The following is a 20872-nucleotide window of genomic DNA, read 5'->3' on the forward strand; positions in this document are numbered from 1 at the left end:
TTCCGGCCGGGCTGGCCATTCTTTGGTAACCCGCACCCCAGCCATGGATCAAACACCCCATCTACGAACAAAAGCCGTATCCGGAGCCCCGGGAATTCACTGCCACGGACCTCGCGCACCCCGCACTCGCACCCGTCGAAAGTCCGGCTCCGGGCAGACCCGACCTTGGTTTCAAACCCACTCGAACCGGACAGATGCTGGTGATCCGGGTTCTCGTCCCTCCGGCACCCGAAACCCCCTCCGTCGCAGGGCCGAAGGTCCCCGCGACGATCACGGCGCTCCCTCCTACGTTCCCTAGTAGGCCCGGAACGGGCTGTGCGCCTTGTCACCGCCGGCGGCCCGGAGGCTGTCCGTTTCGGGACCTTCGGCCCCACGGGCTGACACGACGACCAGCTCATCCCGGGGGGACAGGCCATGGCCAGCGGCACCGCAGGCAGCAGCGGCATGGACGGCATCGAGCTCGCCGATGCCGTCGAGTCGATCCGCAACCAGCTCATCGACGCCGCGACCGGCGGCCCCTGGCAGATCGGCCACGGGGACCAGGGCAGCACAGCACACTTCGGCGGCGGAGCGCCCCGGCCGTGAGCACCGCGCCGCCCACCGCACCCGCGGCGCGCACGGTCGTCGTGCTGGGCGCCGGAACCGTCCAGGGCAGCGGCGCCCTGCTCACCGACCGGCTCGTACTGACCTGCGCCCATGTGGTCAGGGGCGGCAGCCGGGCCGCGGTCGCCCACCCCGGACGGGCGGACCACGCGACGGCGACGGTCGCCTGGATCGACCACGGCCTCGACGCCGCCCTCCTGCTGACCGCCGACCCGGTGCTCCCGGTCGCCCCGGTACGGCTCGGCACCCTCCACACCGGGCACGCGGTCCCCGGCTGCGAGATGCCCGGGTGCCGGGTGACCGTCACCGGCGAGGCGTCGGTCAGGGGCGCCGAGGGCCTCGGCATAGGCCGCTGACCGCCGTACGCACGGAAAAGTACGCGCAGGGGAAGTACACGCAGAAAAAGGGGCTGCCCCGGACCGTTGCGCACGGTCCGGGGCAGCCCCTTCGGTCTTACTGCCTTACTGCTCAGGCGCTCGGGAGCGTCCTCACACGTCCTTCGACATGTTCGGGCCCGCGCCGCCTGCCGCCTGCTCGATCGGGGGGACGTCGGGCAGCGCCGACTTCTCCTCGCCACGGAAGGTGAAGGCCTTCTCCTCGCCCTCGCCCTCGGTGCCGACGACCACGATGTGACCGGGGCGCAGCTCACCGAAGAGGATCTTCTCGGAGAGGATGTCCTCGATCTCGCGCTGGATCGTCCGGCGCAGCGGCCGGGCGCCCATCACGGGGTCGTAGCCCTTCTTCGCCAGGAGCGACTTGGCTTCCGAGCTCAGCTCGATGCCCATGTCGCGGTCCTTCAGGCGCTCGTCCACCTTGGCGAGCATGAGGTCGACGATCTGGATGATGTCTTCCTCGGTCAGCTGGTGGAAGACGACCGTGTCGTCGACACGGTTGAGGAACTCGGGGCGGAAGTGCTGCTTGAGCTCTTCGTTGACCTTGTTCTTCATCCGCTCGTAGCCGGTCTTGACGTCGCCCTGGGCGGCGAAGCCCAGGTTGAAGCCCTTGGAGATGTCCCGGGTCCCGAGGTTGGTCGTCATGATGATGACCGTGTTCTTGAAGTCCACGACCCGGCCCTGGGAGTCGGTCAGGCGACCGTCTTCCAGAATCTGGAGCAGGGAATTGAAGATATCGGGGTGGGCCTTCTCGACCTCGTCGAAGAGGACGACGGAGAACGGCTTGCGGCGCACCTTCTCGGTGAGCTGTCCGCCCTCTTCGTAACCCACGTAACCGGGGGGCGAGCCGAAGAGGCGGGAAACCGTGTGCTTCTCGCTGAACTCCGACATGTCGAGGGCGATCAGCGCGTCCTCGTCACCGAAGAGGAATTCGGCGAGCGTCTTGGAGAGCTCGGTCTTACCGACACCGGACGGACCGGCGAAGATGAACGAGCCACCGGGGCGCTTCGGGTCCTTCAGACCGGCTCGCGTACGGCGGATCGCCTGCGAGAGGGCCTTGATGGCGTCCTTCTGCCCGATGACGCGCTTGTGGAGCTCGTCCTCCATGCGCAGCAGACGGGAGGACTCCTCCTCCGTCAGCTTGAAGACCGGGATGCCGGTCGCGGTGGCGAGGACCTCGGCGATGAGCTCGCCGTCGACCTCGGCCACGACGTCCATGTCGCCGGCCTTCCACTCCTTCTCGCGCTTGGTCTTCGCCGCCAGCAGCTGCTTCTCCTTGTCACGGAGGGAAGCCGCCTTCTCGAAGTCCTGGGAGTCGATGGCCGACTCCTTGTCGCGACGGACGCCCGCGATCTTCTCGTCGAACTCGCGGAGGTCCGGCGGCGCGGTCATCCGGCGGATGCGCATCCGGGAACCGGCCTCGTCGATCAGGTCGATCGCCTTGTCCGGCAGGAAGCGGTCCGAGATGTACCGGTCGGCCAGCGTCGCGGCCTGGACCAGCGCCTCGTCCGTGATGGAGACGCGGTGGTGGGCCTCGTAGCGGTCCCGCAGGCCCTTGAGGATCTCGATGGTGTGCGGCAGCGACGGCTCCGCGACCTGGATGGGCTGGAAGCGGCGCTCGAGAGCGGCGTCCTTCTCCAGGTGCTTGCGGTACTCGTCGAGCGTGGTGGCACCGATGGTCTGCAGCTCACCGCGGGCCAGCATCGGCTTGAGGATGCTGGCGGCGTCGATCGCGCCCTCGGCGGCGCCCGCACCCACGAGGGTGTGGAGCTCGTCGATGAACAGGATGATGTCGCCGCGGGTGCGGATCTCCTTGAGGACCTTCTTCAGGCGCTCCTCGAAGTCACCGCGGTAGCGGGAGCCGGCGACCAGCGCGCCGAGGTCGAGGGTGTAGAGGTGCTTGTCCTTGAGGGTCTCGGGCACCTCGCCCTTGACGATGGCCTGCGCCAGTCCTTCGACGACCGCCGTCTTGCCGACGCCGGGCTCGCCGATGAGAACCGGGTTGTTCTTGGTGCGACGGGACAGCACCTGCATGACCCGCTCGATCTCCTTCTCGCGCCCGATGACCGGGTCGAGCTTGGATTCACGAGCGGCCTGGGTGAGATTCCGGCCGAACTGGTCGAGCACCAGGGACGTGGAGGGCGTGCCTTCCGCGGGGCCGCCCGCGGTCGCCGCCTCCTTGCTGCCCGAGTACCCGGAGAGCAGCTGGATGACCTGCTGCCGCACCCGGTTCAGGTCGGCGCCCAGCTTCACGAGGACCTGGGCGGCGACACCCTCGCCCTCGCGGATCAGGCCAAGCAGGATGTGCTCGGTGCCGATGTAGTTGTGGCCGAGCTGAAGGGCCTCACGGAGCGAGAGCTCCAGGACCTTCTTGGCCCGGGGCGTGAAGGGGATGTGCCCGGACGGGGCCTGCTGGCCCTGGCCGATGATCTCCTCCACCTGCTGGCGGACCGCCTCGAGCGAAATCCCGAGGCTCTCCAGGGCCTTAGCGGCGACACCCTCACCCTCGTGGATAAGGCCCAGGAGGATGTGCTCGGTGCCGATGTAGTTGTGGTTGAGCATCCGGGCTTCTTCCTGAGCCAGGACGACAACCCGCCGCGCGCGGTCGGTGAACCTCTCGAACATCGTTAATCGCTCCTCAGAGCGGTCAGGCAGTAAGGGGTCGGTCCCCTCCCTGTCCTTCCGCAGCTTAGTCCCGCAAGCGGGGACCGCTCATTCCAACTGCCGACACCGTCCTTGGCCTCCTGCCCCGAACGCCGACAACTTCTCCAACCCGATGGTGCGAGACGATGTTCCCGCAGGCCAGGCAGATACCCCTTTCGCCAGTACGCCGATGGCGAACGTGAGATGCCCGAGCCTGCGTGTCGCCCCTCCCCACTAGGGATGTCTTACCCGCAATTACAGACAGTCCATGCGGCGCGCGCCGGTTCCCTCCGCTACGGGCGAACACATTGACGCTCCCGAATGCGCCCCTACGCCCCCATCACGGACACATGGCGCGCCCGCTCACGGACTCTGCGTAACCCTGGGGGTCTCCGGGCCGTTCTTCCGGCATGGCCATCACCGTCCCGCCACCCCTGCCGTCGGCCACCGGTGAGCGGGAGAGCGGCGAGAGCGCCCGGTGGGCGCAGTGGTACGAACGCGAGCTCGGCTGGGCGACGGCGGGGACCGCACCGGTGCGGTTGCTGACCGGCCTGCGGTTCGACGTGCTCCAGGTGCCCGCGGCCGCCGGTCACGCGGCGCTGCGGCGGCTGGAGCGCACCGGGCCCGTGGCGCTGTCGGGCGCGCGGATGAACCTGCTGGTCGCCGCGGGAAGCGCCGAGGAGCTGCCGGGGCTGCTCGACTGGCTGGAGTGGGGAGGCGTCGCCCTCGCGCTGACCGCCATCGGCGCGGGCGGCCGGATCACCGCGCCGGTGCCGCCCGGACGGATGGCGGGCCGGCCGGGGGCGGCCGCATGGCTGCGACCCCCCGGGCCACGACACGAGGAAGGGTCGGGACTCCCGGCCCTCGCCGCCCTCGGGAGCAGGGGTGGGGGTGCTCCCGATCTCGTACGGCTGGTGGACGCGGTGGCGACGGAATGCCACCGGGTCCGGTTGACGCGTGCCCGAACGGGGCCGTCGACGGATGGGTCGACAGCTCAGCCGTTGGCCTTCTCGTAAGCTTCGCGGATCTCCGCGGGAACACGGCCACGGTCATTCACATTGTGGCCGTTCTCGCGGGCCCACTTACGGATCTCGGCGGTGTCCTTGTTGCCACCCGTGACGGCGCGGCCCTTGCCACGGCCACCCGCCGCGCGGCCACCCGTGCGCCGGCCACCCTTGGTGTACGGCTCAAGAAGACCACGGAGCTTGTCCGCGTTGCTCGTCGTGAGGTCAATCTCGTACGTCTTGCCATCGAGAGCGAACGTGACCGTCTCGTCCGCCTCGCCGCCGTCGAGGTCATCGACAAGAAGGACCTGAACCTTCTGTGCCACTGGATTCCCTTTCATCGAAAATGCAGTACGCGGAAAGGAAACCGCTTTTCCCCGGAAAACACAAACCCCCGGGAGAGGTTCAGGATCACGGGGAGACGGGAAACATGCGCGATTCGGACATAGGGTTCCGGCTTCTTGTGGCAACCGCAGAAGACGGTCACAGATGCAGAAGCATCCGGCTGTTGCCCAAGGTGTTCGGCTTCACCCGTTCGAGACCCAGGAACTCTGCTACACCCTCGTCATAGGAACGCAGCAGCTCACTGTAGACATCTCCGTCGACCGGTGTCTCTCCGATCTCCACGAAGCCGTGCTTCGCGAAGAAGTCGACTTCGAAGGTGAGACAGAAAACCCGTCGCACACCGAGCCAGCGGGCGGTCTGCAACAACTTGTCCAGCACGTGATGGCCGACTCCGCCGCCCCTGATGCTGTGATCGACGGCGAGAGTACGCACTTCGGCGAGGTCTTCCCACATCACATGCAGTGCACCGCAGCCGATGACGCGGGCGTCCTCGTCGCGTTCCGCGATCCAGAACTCCTGGATGTCCTCGTAAAGCGTCACGGTCGCTTTGTCGAGCAGGATGCCTTCACGTACGTAGCCGTCGAGGAGGCGCCGGACCGATGCCACATCGCTGGTCCTGGCACGTCGGACGGTGACGGCCGTGTTTATGGCCGGCGGTTCGGTACGGGAATCGGCATGCGGAAGCTCTGAGGACATACCCCGACGCTATCGCCCGGCCCCCGGGCCCGTCCCATCGGCCGGATCTCCGGCCGGGCCTTCGGCCGCTTCTCCGGCCGGTTCACCGGTCGCCGCTCCGGCCGGTTCACCGGTCTGTTCAGCGGCTTGTTCGGCGGTCTGTCCACCGCTCTGTTCGGCGGGCGGGGGCTCGGCGGCCCCGGACAGCTTGGGCTGAACGACCCGCATGGCGTCCTGGAGGGCTTCGCGCTGCTCGGCGGACATCATGCCGAAGAAGGCGACAAGAGCGGCCGCCGGGTTGTCACTGCGCGACCATGCTTCGTTCATCAGTGCGGCCGCGTAGGCGGCGCGGGTGGAGACCGCCGTATATCTATATGCGCGGCCGTCGACTTCCCTGCGTACCCAGCCCTTCTGATGGAGATTGTCCATTACCGTCATGACGGTGGTGTAGGCGATGGAGCGTTCCTGCTGAAGGTCCTCAAGGACTTCCCGCACGGTCACCGGACGGTTCCATTGCCAGACCCGTGTCATCACGGCGTCTTCCAGATCTCCCAATGGGCGGGGCACAATGTCACTTTAGTGCCACATGCCTGGAATGACCGGCTTATTTGCGCGACAAAAGGGCGTACGGCTCCGGATGAGCCGTACGCCCTTCGTGTGCTGCGGGTGCCGGAATCAGGCGCCGTCGGTCCGCGGTGCCTGCTGGACCGACTCGGCGCGGCCGATCGCCAGGTCCACGGCCGCGTCCTCCTTGGCCTTGTTGGGACCGCCCTGGCTCTTGACGATCGTCACGACGAGGCCGATGAAGAAGGCGGCCATCACCACGGGGGGTACGAGCGCGGATACATAGTCCATGGCGTCCAGAGTAGCGAGGCCGGTACGGAGTTCCGCGTCGCCCCTCCGCTACCCGGCGGCGCGCTGCTGGGGCGGGGGCGCCGGGCGACGGCGGGGCGGGAAGACCTCCGAGGGCTTCGGCGCGGGGCGCCCGGACGGCCGGCCGGGCCGGGGCGGTGCCGCCGGGGCCTTGGGCTGTTCGGGTCCGTCGTCGGCGGCGGCCCGGCCGCCGGGCAGGGCCAGGAGCCGACTGCGCGGCGCGGGGGCCTTCGCCGACGCGGCGCGTCCGGCGAGGCGGGCCCGTACCGACCGTTCCGCGAGCACCTGACAGCGCTCCAGGAGCGCCGCGGCCACCGGTCTGTGGCGCAGGGCGCGCAGCGCCGCGAGGTCGTCGGGGCGGGGGTCGTATCCGCCCGCCAGGGCGTCCTGGAGCAGCTCCAGATAGCCGCTGACGGAGCCGGGGAGGGCGTTGCGGTAGCGGACGAGGTCGGCGAGGAGGAACGTGCGCAGCCGTCCCGCCTCGCCGACCGCCTCGTCCACGGCGCCGGCCAGTCGCAGGCAGTCCTGGACGTCCTCGTCCGGCAGGGGCATCGGGTGAAGGGCGATGGCGAGGGCGCGTCGGAGCACACGCAGCTCGTCCGCGCTGAACGCCATACCGCCGCGTGATCCGTAAGGCGTGGGCATGACGCGACAATACGTGCTAAATGGACAAAATCGGCTTAACTGGCCGTCGGCGGCGCGGCGGCGGCCCCCCTCCCCCGTGGGCCGTTCCCGCAGGTACGCCGCCTGTCCGCTACAGCCGGGACACGTTCCGCTCGTACACCAGACGCAGCCCGATGAGGGTGAGCCAGGGCTCGTGCTCGTCGATGACGGAGGACTCCCCCAACACCATCGGCGCAAGGCCGCCCGTCGCGATGACGGTGACGTCGTCGGGGTCGGCCGCCAGCTCCCGCTTCATCCGTGCGACGACGCCGTCGACCTGGCCGGCGAAGCCGTAGATGATGCCCGACTGCATCGCCTCGACCGTGTTCTTGCCGATCACGCTGCGCGGCCGGGCCAGCTCGATCTTGCGGAGCTGGGCGCCCTTGACGCCGAGCGCCTCGACCGAGATCTCGATGCCGGGCGCGATGACCCCACCGGTGTACTCGCCGCGCGCGGAGACCGCGTCGAAGGTGGTGGCCGTGCCGAAGTCGACGACGATCGCCGGGCCCCCGTACAGCTCGGCGGCGGCGGCCGCGTTGATGATGCGGTCCGTGCCGACCTCCTTCGGGTTGTCCATCAGGATCGGCACGCCGGTCTTGATGCCCGGCTCGACGAGGACGGCGGGGACGTCGCCGTAGTAGCGGCGGGTCACCTCGCGCAGCTCGTGCAGGACGGCCGGGACCGTGGAGCAGATCGCGATGCCCTCGATGCCGTCGCCCAGCTCCATGCCCAGCAGCGGGTGCATGCCCATCAGGCCCTGGAGCAGCACGGCGAGTTCGTCGGCGGTACGGCGGGCGTCGGTGGAGATCCGCCAGTGCTCGACGATCTCCTCGCCGTCGAACAGGCCGAGGACGGTGTGGGTGTTGCCGACGTCGATGGTGAGCAGCATCAGGCGTCGGCCCCGTCGGTGTCGCGGAAGTCCAGGCCGATGTCGAGGATCGGCGAGGAGTGGGTGAGCGCGCCGACGGCCAGGTAGTCGACGCCCGCCTCGGCGTAGGCGCGGGCGGTGTCGAGGGAGAGCCGGCCGGAGGACTCCAGGACCGCGCGGCCGCCGACCAGGGCGACCGCCTCGACCGTCTGCAGCGGGGTGAAGTTGTCCAGCAGGATCAGGTCGGCACCCGCGTCGATCACCTCGCGGACCTGCTGGAGGGTGTCGACCTCGACCTCGATCGGTACGTCCGGGAACTCGTCCCGTACCCGCTTGAAGGCCTCGGCCACGCCGCCCGCCGCGATCACGTGGTTGTCCTTGACCAGCGCCGCGTCCGAGAGCGACATGCGGTGGTTGACGCCGCCGCCGCAGCGCACCGCGTACTTCTCCATGGCGCGCAGGCCCGGGGTGGTCTTGCGGGTGTCGCGGACCTTGGCCTTCGTGCCTTCGAGCACGTCGGCCCAGGCGCGGGTGGCGGTCGCGATGCCGGAGAGCCTGCACAGCAGGTTGAGCGCGCTGCGCTCGCCGGTGAGCAGGTCGCGGGTGCGGGTGGTGACGGTCAGCAGCTTCTGGCCGGGGGCGACCCGGTCGCCGTCCTCGACATGGCGCTCGACCGCGAACTCGTCCGTGCAGACGATGGACAGGACCGCCTCGGCGACGCGGAGACCGGCCACGACGCCCGCCTCGCGGGCGGTGAAGTCACCGGTGGCCACGGCGTCCTCGGCGACGGTCGCGACGGTGGTGACGTCCACCCCGCCGTCGAGGTCCTCCGCGATGGCGACGTGGGCGACGTCCTCGACCTGGACCGGGTCCAGGCCCGCGTCGGCGAGGAGCTGGGTCAGGGCGGGGTCGAGGCCGCACTCCAGCGGGTCGGCCTCGTAGTAGTCGTCCCCGCCGCAGCCGCAGCCGTCCCCGCAGCCGCCCGCGGACGGTGCGGGCGCGCCGATCTGGATCAGCGGTACGTCCACGGGTGTGGGGCGCGGATTCTCTTCGGGCGTGCTCACGGTTACGGCTCCTCGGTGACGTCGGCGGGGTGGGTCGGGGGTGCTGCTGCGCAGTCTGGTGCCTGCGTGGGGCGTACGGGCCCGAATGCCTGGGTCTCCGTCCGGCGGAGGACCGGGCGGCGCTCCGGGGTGAGCCGGACGACGAGGTGGCGGCGCCAGTTCTCGTCGTCGCGCTCGGGCCGGTCCTCGCGCCAGTGGCAGCCGCGGGTCTCCTCGCGCTGACGGGCGGCGGCGACCAGGACGCGCGAGACGAGCAGCAGGTTGGTGACCTCCCACGCCTCGACGCCGGGCACCGCGACCTTGGGCTCGTCCGCCTCGACGGCCAGGGCGGCGCTGTTGTGGAGGGCCTCCAGCTCGTCGGCGGCGGTGGCCAGGGACTCGGCGGAGCGGAGCACTCCGGCACCCCGGGTCATGATGCGCTGGATCGTGGACCGGGCCTCCGGGGCGATCAGCGGGGAGGGCGTGCGCGGGGTGCCGGTCTCCGCGGCGCCCGCGCGCGGGCGGTCCTCGACGATGTCCGCCGCGATGCGCTCGGCGAAGACGAGGCCCTCCAGGAGGGAGTTGGAAGCCAGCCGGTTCGCGCCGTGCACGCCGGTGCAGGCGACCTCGCCGCAGGCGTACAGACCGGGCACCGTCGTACGCCCGCGCAGGTCGGTGCGGATGCCGCCGGAGGCGTAGTGCGCGGCGGGGGCGACCGGGATCGGCTCGGTGACCGGGTCGATGCCGTGGGCGCGGCAGGCCGCCAGGATCGTGGGGAAACGCTGCTCCCACATCTCGGCGCCGAAGTGACGGGCGTCGAGATACATGTGCGCGGTGCCGTGCAGTTCCATCCGGCGGGTGATGGCCTTGGCGACGATGTCGCGCGGGGCCAGCTCGGCCAGCTCGTGCTGCCCCAGCATGAAGCGGGTGCCGGACGCGTCGACGAGATGGGCGCCCTCGCCCCGTACCGCCTCCGACACCAGGGGCTGCTGGCCCTCGGAGCCGGAGCCGAGGAAGAGGACCGTCGGGTGGAACTGGACGAACTCCAGGTCGGAGACCTCCGCTCCGGCCCGCAGCGCCAGCGCCACCCCGTCGCCGGTGGAGACGGCCGGGTTGGTGGTGGCGGAGAAGACCTGGCCCATGCCGCCGGTGGCGAGGACCACCGCGGGGGCGCGGACCGCGCCGACGCCGTCGTGCTGGCCCTCGCCCATGACGTGCAGGGTGACGCCCGCGGTACGTCCTTCGGCGTCGGTGAGGAGGTCCAGGACCAGCGCGTTCTCGATGGTGTGCAGGGCGGCCTCGCGGACCGCCTCGACCAGGGCCCGGGAGATCTCGGCGCCCGTGGCGTCGCCGCCCGCGTGGGCGATGCGGCGGCGGTGATGGCCTCCCTCGCGGGTCAGCGCGATGTCGCCGCTCTCCGTGGTGTCGAAGTGGGCACCGGTCCCGATCAGCCGGCGAACGGCGTCCGGGCCCTCGGTGACCAGCGTCCGGACCGCCGCCTCGTCACAGAGACCGGCGCCCGCGACCAGGGTGTCGTCGAGGTGCTGCTCGGGGGTGTCGCCCTCGCCGAGCGCGGCCGCGATGCCGCCCTGCGCCCAGCGGGTGGAGCCGTCGTCGAGACGGGCCTTGGTGACGACGACGGTGGCGAGGCCCGCCGCCGCGCAGCGCAGTGCGGTGGTGAGACCGGCCACGCCGGAGCCGACCACCACGACGTCGGCGTCGAGGGACCAGCCGGGGGCGGGGGCGGTCAGCCGTATTCCGGTCACGTGGTGGCTCCGAAGGTCAGCGGGATGTTGTCGATGAGGCGGGTCGTGCCGACCCTCGCGGCGACGGCGAGGACCGCCTCTCCGGTGGTGCGGTCGTCGGGGATCTCGGTGAAGTCGGCCGGGTCCACGAGCGCCAGGTAGTCCAGGGCGAGCGGGGGCTGTCCGGCCGCCGCGTCGTCGAGGATCAGGAGCGCGGCGGCGCGTACCGCCGAGGGGCCGTCGACCGGGCGGGCCAGGGCCACCGCCTGGGTGTCGGCGGCGGCGCGGGCCTCGCCGAGCGCGGTGAGCGCGGCGGCCCGGCCGGTGGTGGCCGCGGTGGTCTGTGCGCGGGCGTGCAGCGCCTGCTGGGCGGCGAGCCGGTCGCGGGCGGCGAACAGGGCCCGGGACAGGGCGAGGGCGGTGTGCCGCTCCTCCGCGTCCAGGAAGCGGTTGCGGCTGGAGAGCGCGAGGCCGTCCGGCTCGCGGACCGTCTCCACGCCGACGATCTCCACCGGGAAGTTCAGATCGCGCACCATGCGGCGGATCAGCGCCAGCTGCTGGGCGTCCTTCTGCCCGAAGAACGCGGCGTCGGGGCGGGTGAGGTGGAGGAGCTTGGCGACGACGGTGAGCATGCCGTCGAAGTGCCCGGGGCGCGAGGCCCCCTCCAGCCGCTCGCCCATGGGGCCCGCGGAGATCCGGACCTGCGGCTCGCCGCCGGGGTAGACCTCGTCGACGGACGGCGCGAAGACCGCGTCCGCCCCGGCGGCGCCCGCCACGGCGAGGTCGGCGTCGAGCGTACGGGGGTAGCGCTCCAGGTCGGCGGCCTCGCCGAACTGGAGCGGGTTGACGAAGACGGTGACGACCACCTGGCCGCCGGGGCCCGCGGCCGCGCGGGCGGCGCGGATCAGGGTGGCGTGGCCCTCGTGCAGGGCGCCCATGGTCATGACGACGGCCCGCGCCCCCCTGAGCGGGGCGAACGCGCCGAGCTCGGCCGCGGTACGGAGCAGGGTGGCCGCGGGGCTGTGGGGCATCCGCGGCGCGTCGGGGTCGGTCGTGCCGGGTGTGCTGGCTGTGCTGGCTGTGCTGGCTGTGCTGGCTGTGCCCGTCGTGCCAGCTGTGCCGGTCGAGTCGATCGTGTCGGCTGTGCGGGTCGTTTCGGGTGTGCCGGTTGCACCGGTCGATCCGGTTGCGCCGGTCGTGTCGGTCATCGGGGCTCCTGTGATCCGGTGCCGCTCGTACCGCCGGTGCCCGTGCCGTCGGCCAGGACCCCGAGCAGGTCCTCGGCCAGTTCCGGCTTGAGCATGCCGTGGGCGAGGGCGCGGTCGGCGGTGGCGCGGGCCATCGCGAGGTAACCGGCCACGGTCTGCGGGGCGTGCCTGCGCAGCTCGCCGATGTGCGCGGCGACCGTACCGGCGTCGCCGCGGGCCACCGGGCCGGTGAGCGCGGCGTCCCCGGAGCGCAGGGCGTTGTCGAGCGCGGCGCCGAGGAGGGGGCCGAGCATCCGGTCGGGGGCGGCGACCCCGGCCGTGCGCAGCAGCTCCATCGACTGGGCGACCAGGGTGACCAGGTGGTTCGCGCCGAGGGCGAGTGCCGCGTGGTAGAGCGGGCGGGACTCCTCCGCGATCCATTCGGGCTCGCCGCCCATCTCGATGACCAGCGCCTCGGCGGCGAGCCGCAGCTCCTCGGGGGCGGTCACGCCGAACGAACAGCCTGCCAGCCGCTGGACGTCGACCGTGGTGCCGGTGAACGTCATCGCCGGGTGCAGGGCGAGCGGCAGGGCGCCGGCCCGCAGCGCCGGGTCCAGGACCTTCGTCCCGTACCGCCCGGAGGTGTGGACGATCAGCTGTCCCGGCCGCACCGCGCCGGTCTCGGCGAGGCCCTCGACCAGGCCGGGCAGGGTGTCGTCGGGGACGGTCAGGAGCACCAGCTCGGCGCGCGCGAGGACCTCTGCGGGCTCCACCAGCGGTACGCCGGGCAGCAGGGCGGCCGCCCTGCGCACGGATGCGTCGGAGACGCCCGACACGGCGACCGGACGGTGCCCGGCGAGCTGGAGGGACGCCGCGAGAGCGGGGCCGACACGGCCCGCGCCCACGACGCCGACCGTGAGGCGGGCGGGGCGGTCCCTCGCGTCGAGGGAATCATGGGGGGCTGTTGCGTTCACGCGGCGATGGCCTTCCGTTCCAGTCCGCGGGGGGTACCGGACGATTTCTCTGCATGCTACGCCAGCGTTTCGCCCGGACTCCCGGCCGTCCACAGCCTGTGGGAAAACTCCGGGCGTCGGCACGGTCCGGAGCCGGGACGGTCCGGGGAACCATGCGGTCCGGAGCCGGGACGGCCCGGAAAACCATGCGGGCCCGAGCCGGGACGACCCGGAAAACCATGCGGGCCCGAGCCGCCCGCCGCGCGATGATCGTCACATGACAGACACCACCACAGGCACGGACGAGCGGGCGCGGGACGCGGACGGGACGGCCGGGCCCCAGTCGCCCGAGGAGGCGCAGCGGCTGCGCAGGATCAACGCCTGGCACGCGGCCGAACGGGTCCTGATCAGGCCGCCGATGAACCTCTCGCTCCGGGAGCGGCTGGCCGCCCTGACGGCCGGGGCCGGTGCCGTCACCGATCTCGACCGCCCCGCGGACATCTACGGCGACGGCGTCGTCGCCGAGCTGGAGGAGCGGATCGCGGGCCTGCTGGGCATGGAGGCCGCCGCGTTCTTCCCGACCGGGACGATGGCGCAGCAGGTCGCGCTGCGGTGCTGGGCCGGGCGGACCGGCAACGCCACCGTGGCGCTGCACCCCCTCGCCCACCCCGAGTTGCACGAGCGGGGCGCGCTGGGGGCGGTGAGCGGGCTGCGTACCGTCCATCCGGCGCACGAACCCCGGCTGCCGACGGCGCAGGAGATCCGCGACTTCGACGAGCCGTTCGGCACGCTGATGCTGGAACTTCCCTTGCGCGACGCCGGTTTCGTCCTGCCGACGTGGGAGGAGCTGGAGGCCGTGGTGGCGGCCGCGCGGGAACGCGATGCGGTGGTGCACATCGACGGCGCGCGGCTGTGGGAGTGCGCCCCCCACTTCGGGCGGGAGCTGCCGGAGATCGCGGCGCTCGCGGACAGCGTGTACGTGTCGTTCTACAAGACCGTGGGCGGGATCTCGGGGGCCGCGCTGGCCGGTCCCGCCTCACTGATCGAGGAGGCCCGCACCTGGCGCCACCGGTACGGGGGACAGGTCTTCCAGCAGTTCCCGGCGGCGCTCGCCGCCCTGATCGGCCTCGATCAGGAGCTGCCGCTGCTCCCGTCGTACGTGGCGCAGGCGAAGGTGGTGGCGCAGGCGATGGCCGAGGGCTTCGCGGCGGCCGGTGCCGGGTGGTTCCGGGTGCATCCGGAGCCGCCGCACACGCACCAGTTCCAGGTGTGGCTGCCGTACGGACCGGATGCCCTGACGGAGGCGGCGGTGCGGCAGGCGGAGGAGACGGGCGTCTCCCTCTTCCGCAAGTGGTACCCCGCGGCAGCCGGACCGCCCGGGGTGTCGTTCACCGAGGTGACGGTGGGGCTCGAAGGGCTGGAGTGGACCGCCGAGGACGTACGGGACGCCGTACGGGGGTTCGTGGAGCGGCTGGGCTAGCAGGAACCCACGGTTCCCCCCGACTCCCCGGTTCGCCCGGTGCCGCGGCTCCGGGCGAACCGGGACCGCAGCGCCGCCCGCCACCGGCCCGACAGCAGCGCCGACCGCCGGCGGCCGCGTGCCGGGCGGCCCGCGATCACCGCGTCGAAGCGGCGCCGGTCGCGCACCTCGCGCACCACGTCCCAGTCGTGCCGGCCCGGCAGCGGCGGCGGCAGTTCGCCCCGCTGGGCCGAGCGGTAGCTGTCGATCATGTGCTGCTGAAAGGCGTCCATGGCCTCAGCGTGGGCCGGTCCCGGCCCGTCCGGCCCGCCGATTGACGACCACCGTCAAATGGCGCGGTGACGCGCGCGGGCACCCCGCACTATGGAGGGGTGAGCGTGCACATCGACATCGCCGGGCTGACCCCCGACCGCATCGTCTTCGAGACCTCCCCCCTCGCCGAGCTGGGGCTGGCCCTGCACGCCCTCTCCGAGCCGGGGCACCACCCCGGCCTGCACGGCTGGGCGACGGCGACCTCCAGCGCACTGGACCCGGACCTCGCCGACCGGCTGCACGAGGCCGACTTCCTGTGGCGCCACACGTTCTCGGACGTCTTCATGCCGTTCGCCGGTGTCCGCGGCGGCAACGGCCGGACCGGCGCGAACCTCGCCGAGGACCTCGACATCCTCGACCGGCTGGACGACGAGCGGTTCGTCGCCGCCGCCCTGGAGTTCACCTGCACCAGCCTGTACGGGGTCGGCGCGCCCTCCCCGCTCAGCGACCCGACGATGCACGCCCGCGCCCTGGACATGGCGGCGGCGCGCGGCCCCCGGCAGGTGGAGTTCGCCCAGCAGCTGCTGGCCGATCCGGCGCCGCTGCGCGGCTGGGTGCGGCGCCTGTTCGAGGACTGCGACCGGGCGTTCTTCGCGGACACCTGGCGCCGGGTCCAGGTCCAGCTGGTCGCCGACGCCCGGCACAAGACCGATCTGCTGCGGCGCAAGGGGATCGGCGAGGCGATGGGCGCGGTGTCCACGGCGCTGACCGTCGACGAGGCCGAAACCCTGATCAGCGCCGACAAGCTGAGCGAGGGCCGTACCAGCGCCACCGGCTCCGGGCTCACCCTCATCCCGTCCACCTTCGGCTGGCCGCACCTCAACCTGCTGCACGCGGCGGGCTGGCGCCCGGTGATCCACTACCCGGTGCACCAGCCGGAGCTGCCCTCCCCCGCCTCCGTGGAACTGCTCCAGCTGCGCATGGAGGCGCTGGCCCACCCGATGCGGATGCGCCTCTGCCGCCACCTCGCCCGTTCCCCGCACACGACCGGTCAGCTCGCCGATACGCACGGCATCACGGCGCCCGAGGTCTCCCGCCATCTCGCGGTACTCAAGAAGGCGGGCCTGGTCACCACCCGGCGGCGCGGCCGGTACGTGCTGCACCAGCTGGACCTGACCTCGGTGGCCCGGCTCGGCAGCGACTTCCTGGAGGGCATCCTGCGCTGAGCGAAGGCGCCCCGGGCCGGGCCGGGCCCCCAGCCCGCCCCGGCTCGGTCCCGGCTCAGTCGAAGCGGATGTGCCTGACGCCCGTCCAGACCCGCCGTACCCGGTGCCGCAGCGCACCGTCCGTGTCCGGCAGGAGGGTCAGCCCCGCCGATCCGGCGATCCGGTCGGCGACCTGCGGGACCGTCAGCCGGTCGGTGGCCAGATGCTCGGCGAACTCCGGCTCCACGAGCCGTTCGAGGCAGTGGTCCAGCTTCCGTACGGCGAAGCTCTCCCGCTTCAGCCCGCGCCCCAGCCCGCGTTCGCTCAGCCGGCGCAGCACCGTGGCCCGCTCGGCGAGCAGCGCGACATGGTGCACGGTGTGCCCGTCCTCGCGCAGCCGCCCGACGATCTCGGTGAAGTAGCCGGGGTCGACGAGCGTCATCGGCGCGATCACCGGCCCCGGGTGCCCCCGCGACGCCACCCCCAGCACCTCGCGCACGCCGTCGCGCCAGGCCTTCAGGTCCTGGAAGTCGCCGCGCAGGGCGGGCGGCAGCGTCCGGTTCAGCCCGAACCCGACGCGCTCGGGGTCGCAGACCACGCTGCCGGGCAGCCGACGCCGGAGCTCGTACGCCGTCTGCGTCTTGCCGACGCCGAACGGGCCGTTGATCCAGATCAGCGGTCCCATCGGTCAGACCGCCCCGCCACCGGCCCGGACCAGCCCCGTCTCGTACGCGAGGACCACGACCTGCACCCGGTCGCGCAGGCTCAGCTTGGTGAGAATGCGGCCCACGTGCGTCTTCACGGTCGCCTCGGAGAGCACCAGGCGGGCCGCGATCTCGCCGTTCGACAGGCCCTGGGCGACCAGCAGCATCACCTCGCGTTCGCGTTCGGTGAGCTTGGCGATGTCCTTGTGCTGCGGCTCGCCGGTGCCGCTCGGCAGCATCGGGGAGAAGCGGTCGAGCAGCCGACGGGTGGTGGACGGGGCGACGACGGCGTCGCCGCTGTGCACGGAGCGGATGGCGGCGAGCAGCTCGGCGGGCGGCACGTCCTTGAGCATGAAGCCGCTGGCCCCGGCCTTCAGCCCGGAGAAGGCGTACTCGTCGAGGTCGAACGTGGTCAGGATGAGCACCTTGGGCGCGTCCGGCTGCGCGCAGATGCGCCGGGTGGCCTCGACCCCGTCCAGCCTCGGCATCCGTACGTCCATCAGCACCACGTCGACGGCGGTGGAACGGAGGGTCTCGATCGCCTCGGCGCCGTCACCGGCCTCGGCCACGACCTCCATGTCCGGCTGGGCGGCGAGCACCATCCGGAAGCCGGTGCGCAGCAGCACCTGGTCGTCGACGAGCATCACGCGGATCGCCATGAGGGGTCCTGTCTCCTGTCCGAAACATCTGGTGGGCCGAAGCATCCAATGGGCTGGAACATCTGGTGGGCGGGTTCGAGCGGCTAGTGGGCGGGCTTGAGCGGCAGCAGCGCGCTGATCCGGAAGCCGCCGCCGGGACGCGGCCCGGCGTCCAGCGTGCCGCCGACCATGCCGACGCGCTCGCGCATGCCGATCATCCCGTGGCCCGCGCCGTCGGCGCCGCCGTCCTCGTACAGTTCGTGCGCGGCGCCCCGCCCGTCGTCCTCGACCAGCAGTCCGAGCCCGTCGTCGAAGTAGACCAGACGCACACTGGCCCCCGCGTCCGGACCGCCGTGCTTGCGGGTGTTGGTCAGGGCCTCCTGCACGATGCGGTACGCGGTCAGCTCGACCCCGCTGGGCAGCGATCGCGGGGTTCCCTCGATCTTGAAGTCGACGGCCAGACCGGTCTGCCTGACCTGCTCGATCAGGTCCTCGATCTGGCCCACATCGGGCTGCGGGACGTACTCCCCGCTCTCCTGCGCGTCGCCCGTGCGCAGCACCCCGAGCAGCCGGCGCATCTCGGCGAGCGCCTGCCGACCGGTGCTGGAGATGGTCTCCAGGGCCTGCTTGGCCTGGTCGGGTGCCGCGTCCATGACGTACGCCGCGCCATCGGCCTGCACCACCATCACCGACACGTTGTGCGCGACGACGTCGTGGAGCTCACGGGCGATACGGGCCCGCTCGGCCGCCACCGCGACCTTCGACTGCGCCTCGCGCTCCCGCTCCAGCCGGGCGGCCCGCTCCTCCAGCTGGCTGAAGTAGGCGCGCCTGGTCCGCATCGAGTCGCCGAGCACCCAGGCGAGCACGAACGGCACGGTGAGCACGACGACGATGAAGATCTCCTCGGCCCAGCCGGTCCGCGGCGCCTCCCCCGGCCAGCGCAGCTTGGACAGGCCCGCCGCGCACAGGCTGCAGACCAGCGCGAGCCGGGACGCCCAGCGCTCCCCGACGGTGGCCACGGTGAAGACGATCACCAGCAGGGCGAAGTTCATGACGCCGGGCCCCACCCCGGTGCCCAGCTGCGCCACCCCCATCGCGATGGCGAGCAGCAGCATCTTCTCCGGCGCCCGTCGGCGCAGCGCCACGACGAGGCAGAGGCCGAGGACGATCGGAACGCCGGCGACGCGCTCCAGCCCGCCCTTCGGGAAACTCGCCATGGACACGCCGGAGAGCCCGAGGAGGACGACGGCCCAGAAGCTGTCGACGCCCGTCGGGTGTCTGCGGAGGAAGTCGTAGAGGCGCTGCACGTGACCCAGCGTAGGGACAGGCGAGGGGCGGACGGGTCAGCCGAAGGGCCGATCCGGCTTCAGGGACCGTACTCCCCAAGGTGGAGACTTGGACACGTGGCGGATGAGTGGCGTGGGTGGCAGGAGGCGGCAGAGACCGCTTTGTACGGGGACGGGGGGTTCTACCGGAGCCCCGAAGGGCCGGCGGGACACTTCCGCACCTCCGTGCACGCCTCCCCGCTCTTCGCCTCCGCCGTCGCCCGGCTGCTGGTCGGGACGGCACGGGAGCTGGGCACCCGGTCCGTCGACCTGGTGGATCTGGGCGCCGGCCGGGGCGAGCTGCTGACCGGGGTGCTGGCGGCGCTGCCGGGCGCGGGCGCCGACGGCCTCGACGTACGGGCGTACGCCGTGGAGCTGGCCGACCGGCCGCCCGGCCTGGATCCCCGGATCGAGTGGTGCGCCGAACCGCCGACGCGCACATACGGGCTGCTCTTCGCCAACGAGTGGCTGGACAACGTCCCGGCCGAGGTCGCCGAGACCGACGCGGACGGCGTCGACCGGTACGTCCTCGTCCGGGCGTCTGACGGCGCGGAACGGCTGGGCGCTCCGGTGACCGGGGCGGACGCCGCGTGGCTGCGCCGCTGGTGGCCGTCGGCCGGGCCGGGGGGCCGCGCGGAGATCGGCCGCCCCCGCGACGAGGCCTGGGCACGGGCGGTGGCCACGCTGGCCGGGGGGCTCGCCGTGGCGGTGGACTACGCCCATGTGCGGGAGGCCCGGCCGCCCTTCGGCACCCTGACCGGCTTCCGGGCCGGACGCGAGGTACGGCCGGTGCCGGACGGCAGCTGCGACCTCACCGCGCATGTGGCGCTGGACGCGTGCGCGGCGGCCGGGGCGGGGGCCGGGGCGCCGCCCGAGCTGCTGAGCCAGCGCGAGGCGCTGCGCCGCCTCGGTGTCAGCGGCGAGCGCCCGCCCCTGGCCCTGGCGTCGGCCGACCCGGCGGGCTACGTACGGGCGCTCGCCTCGGCGGGCGAGGCGGCGGAGCTGACGGCCCGGGGCGGCCTCGGCGATTTCGGCTGGCTGATGCAGCGCAGGGGCTGAGAACGGGCGCCCTGGGCTCGGAGCCCCGGCGCGTTCACGCGATACTGACCGCATGACGGAGACGACGGTCGGCATCGGCGGCGCGGCGGAGAGCACCGACATGGTGCTCAACATCGGCCCCCAGCACCCCTCCACCCACGGCGTGCTCCGACTGCGCATCGTCCTGGACGGCGAGCGCATCCAGCACGCCGAACCGGTCATCGGCTATATGCACCGCGGCGCGGAGAAGCTGTTCGAGGCCCGCGACTACCGGCAGATCGTGATGCTCGCCAACCGCCACGACTGGCTGTCGGCGTTCTCCAACGAGCTGGGCGTCGTGATGGCCGTGGAACGCATGCTCGGCATGGAGGTCCCGGAGCGCGCGGTCTGGACCCGCACCCTGCTCGCCGAGCTGAACCGGGTCCTGAACCATCTGATGTTCCTCGGTTCGTACCCGCTCGAACTCGGCGGGATCACCCCGGTCTTCCACGCCTTCCGCGAGCGCGAGGAGCTCCAGGCCGTGATGGAGGAGGTCTCAGGCGGCCGGATGCACTACATGTTCAACCGGGTCGGCGGCCTCAAGGAGGACGTCCCGGCCGGCTGGCTCGGCCGGGTCCGGGACGCCGTCGCCTCGGTCCGCTCCCGGATGGACGTCTACGACGACCTGGTGCTCGGCAACGAGATCTTCCGGGGCCGCACCCGCGGGGTGGGCGTGCTCTCCGCCGAGGCCGTGCACGCGTACGGGGTGTCCGGGCCGATCGCCCGGGCCTCGGGCGTCGACTTCGACCTGCGGCGCGACGAGCCGTATCTCGCGTACGGGGAGCTCCAGGACACCCTGAAGGTGGTCACCCGCACCGAGGGCGACTGCCTGGCCCGCTTCGAGTGCCTGCTGGAGCAGACGCACAACGCGCTGGACCTCGCGGACGCCTGCCTGGACCGGACGGCCGCCCTGGCGCCCGGCCCGATCAACCAGCGGCTGCCCAAGGTGCTCAAGGCTCCCGAGGGCCACACCTACGCCTGGACCGAGAACCCGCTCGGCATCAACGGCTACTACCTGGTGTCCAAGGGCGAGAAGACCCCGTACCGGCTGAAGCTCCGCTCCGCCTCGTACAACAACATCCAGGCGCTCACCGAGCTGCTGCCGGGCACGCTGGTCGCCGACATGGTGGCGATCCTGGGCTCGCTCTTCTTCGTCGTCGGCGACATCGACAAGTAGGCGGCACCGGCGAGCAACCG

General features: G+C 72.0%; 22 protein-coding genes. 7 read left to right on the forward strand and 15 right to left on the reverse strand.

The annotated features are described in order from the left end of the window. The first annotated feature begins 414 nt into the window (after positions 1–414). Together GA0115234_RS42565 and GA0115234_RS42570 are read left to right on the forward strand one after the other, a co-directional pair. Positions 415–585, forward strand: coding sequence for a hypothetical protein (locus tag GA0115234_RS42565; protein WP_176729296.1), 171 nt, complete (start codon positions 415–417; stop codon positions 583–585). Further along, the gene (locus GA0115234_RS42570) at positions 582–959 is read left to right on the forward strand and encodes a trypsin-like peptidase domain-containing protein (RefSeq protein WP_093547406.1); all 378 of its coding nucleotides are present in this window, start codon (positions 582–584) and stop codon (positions 957–959) included. The genes GA0115234_RS42565 and GA0115234_RS42570 overlap by 4 nt, the downstream gene beginning before the upstream one ends. A gap of 132 nt (positions 960–1091) precedes the next feature. Here GA0115234_RS42570 and GA0115234_RS28400 read toward each other — a convergent pair whose 3' ends face one another. Then, positions 1092–3620, reverse strand: coding sequence for an ATP-dependent Clp protease ATP-binding subunit (locus GA0115234_RS28400; protein WP_093547408.1), 2529 nt, complete (start codon positions 3618–3620; stop codon positions 1092–1094). A 428-nt stretch (positions 3621–4048) separates the two neighbouring features. Here GA0115234_RS28400 and GA0115234_RS28410 point away from each other — a divergent pair, with 428 nt between their 5' ends. After that, positions 4049–4654 (forward strand): SCO3374 family protein, encoded by a 606-nt coding sequence (locus GA0115234_RS28410; protein ID WP_093547410.1) that lies wholly within the window; start codon positions 4049–4051, stop codon positions 4652–4654. Here the strand turns inward: GA0115234_RS28410 and GA0115234_RS28415 are convergent. The 10 genes from GA0115234_RS28415 to GA0115234_RS28460 form a co-directional block, all read right to left on the reverse strand. After that, on the reverse strand, positions 4633–4968 hold the full coding sequence (locus GA0115234_RS28415; RefSeq protein ID WP_093547412.1) for a histone-like nucleoid-structuring protein Lsr2: 336 nt from the start codon (positions 4966–4968) through the stop codon (positions 4633–4635). The genes GA0115234_RS28410 and GA0115234_RS28415 overlap by 22 nt on opposite strands. 157 nt (positions 4969–5125) lie before the next feature. Further along, positions 5126–5683 (reverse strand): amino-acid N-acetyltransferase, encoded by a 558-nt coding sequence (locus GA0115234_RS28420; RefSeq protein WP_093547414.1) that lies wholly within the window; start codon positions 5681–5683, stop codon positions 5126–5128. Between the two features lie 9 nt (positions 5684–5692). Further along, entirely contained in the window at positions 5693–6229 is a 537-nt protein-coding gene (locus GA0115234_RS28425; RefSeq protein ID WP_256088839.1) for a BlaI/MecI/CopY family transcriptional regulator, read from the reverse strand. A 108-nt stretch (positions 6230–6337) separates the two neighbouring features. Continuing rightward, positions 6338–6517, reverse strand: coding sequence for a hypothetical protein (locus tag GA0115234_RS28430; protein WP_093547418.1), 180 nt, complete (start codon positions 6515–6517; stop codon positions 6338–6340). A gap of 48 nt (positions 6518–6565) precedes the next feature. After that, positions 6566–7150 (reverse strand): hypothetical protein, encoded by a 585-nt coding sequence (locus GA0115234_RS28435; protein ID WP_093547420.1) that lies wholly within the window; start codon positions 7148–7150, stop codon positions 6566–6568. A gap of 139 nt (positions 7151–7289) precedes the next feature. Further along, positions 7290–8087, reverse strand: a complete 798-nt coding sequence (locus GA0115234_RS28440) for a type III pantothenate kinase (RefSeq protein ID WP_093547422.1) — start codon at positions 8085–8087, stop codon at positions 7290–7292. Continuing rightward, on the reverse strand, positions 8087–9130 hold the full coding sequence (nadC, locus tag GA0115234_RS28445) for a carboxylating nicotinate-nucleotide diphosphorylase (protein WP_093547424.1): 1044 nt from the start codon (positions 9128–9130) through the stop codon (positions 8087–8089). Before nadC ends, GA0115234_RS28440 begins: the two co-directional genes overlap by 1 nt. Before the next feature lie 2 nt (positions 9131–9132). Further along, the gene (locus GA0115234_RS28450; protein ID WP_093547426.1) at positions 9133–10875 is read right to left on the reverse strand and encodes an L-aspartate oxidase; all 1743 of its coding nucleotides are present in this window, start codon (positions 10873–10875) and stop codon (positions 9133–9135) included. Then, positions 10872–11885: a pantoate--beta-alanine ligase gene (gene panC, locus GA0115234_RS28455; RefSeq protein ID WP_093548267.1), complete on the reverse strand. Its 1014-nt coding sequence runs from the start codon at positions 11883–11885 to the stop codon at positions 10872–10874. Before panC ends, GA0115234_RS28450 begins: the two co-directional genes overlap by 4 nt. A gap of 173 nt (positions 11886–12058) precedes the next feature. Further along, entirely contained in the window at positions 12059–13015 is a 957-nt protein-coding gene (locus GA0115234_RS28460; RefSeq protein WP_093547428.1) for a Rossmann-like and DUF2520 domain-containing protein, read from the reverse strand. Positions 13016–13271: 256 nt separating this feature from the next. Between GA0115234_RS28460 and GA0115234_RS28465 the strand changes: the two genes are divergently transcribed. Then, a complete protein-coding gene (locus tag GA0115234_RS28465) occupies positions 13272–14474 on the forward strand; it encodes a threonine aldolase family protein (RefSeq protein WP_093547430.1) in 1203 nt (400 codons plus the stop codon). Here the strand turns inward: GA0115234_RS28465 and GA0115234_RS28470 are convergent. Beyond that, entirely contained in the window at positions 14471–14746 is a 276-nt protein-coding gene (locus GA0115234_RS28470; protein WP_093547432.1) for a hypothetical protein, read from the reverse strand. The two genes, GA0115234_RS28465 and GA0115234_RS28470, sit on opposite strands and share 4 nt — an antisense overlap. A gap of 105 nt (positions 14747–14851) precedes the next feature. Between GA0115234_RS28470 and GA0115234_RS28475 the strand changes: the two genes are divergently transcribed. After that, entirely contained in the window at positions 14852–15952 is a 1101-nt protein-coding gene (locus GA0115234_RS28475; RefSeq protein ID WP_093548269.1) for a DUF5937 family protein, read from the forward strand. 55 nt (positions 15953–16007) lie between these two features. On the opposite strand, the gene GA0115234_RS28480 is transcribed toward GA0115234_RS28475, so the two are convergent. From GA0115234_RS28480 to GA0115234_RS28490, 3 genes are all read right to left on the reverse strand, one after another. Beyond that, a complete protein-coding gene (locus GA0115234_RS28480) occupies positions 16008–16616 on the reverse strand; it encodes an AAA family ATPase (RefSeq protein ID WP_093547434.1) in 609 nt (202 codons plus the stop codon). Positions 16617–16619: 3 nt separating this feature from the next. Beyond that, on the reverse strand, positions 16620–17294 hold the full coding sequence (locus GA0115234_RS28485) for a response regulator (protein ID WP_093547436.1): 675 nt from the start codon (positions 17292–17294) through the stop codon (positions 16620–16622). Between the two features lie 83 nt (positions 17295–17377). Beyond that, positions 17378–18580, reverse strand: coding sequence for a sensor histidine kinase (locus GA0115234_RS28490; RefSeq protein WP_093547438.1), 1203 nt, complete (start codon positions 18578–18580; stop codon positions 17378–17380). Positions 18581–18676: 96 nt separating this feature from the next. Between GA0115234_RS28490 and GA0115234_RS28495 the strand changes: the two genes are divergently transcribed. Both GA0115234_RS28495 and GA0115234_RS28500 read left to right on the forward strand, forming a co-directional pair. After that, positions 18677–19657 carry an SAM-dependent methyltransferase gene (locus GA0115234_RS28495; protein ID WP_093547440.1) on the forward strand — a complete coding sequence of 327 codons (981 nt, stop codon included), beginning with the start codon at positions 18677–18679 and terminating at the stop codon, positions 19655–19657. Between the two features lie 52 nt (positions 19658–19709). Further along, positions 19710–20852: an NADH-quinone oxidoreductase subunit D gene (locus GA0115234_RS28500; RefSeq protein ID WP_093547442.1), complete on the forward strand. Its 1143-nt coding sequence runs from the start codon at positions 19710–19712 to the stop codon at positions 20850–20852. Positions 20853–20872: the final 20 nt, after the last annotated feature.

The organism is Streptomyces sp. DvalAA-43 (assembly GCF_900091725.1).
In the GTDB taxonomy this organism is placed as follows: Bacteria; Actinomycetota; Actinomycetes; order Streptomycetales; family Streptomycetaceae; genus Streptomyces; species Streptomyces pulveraceus.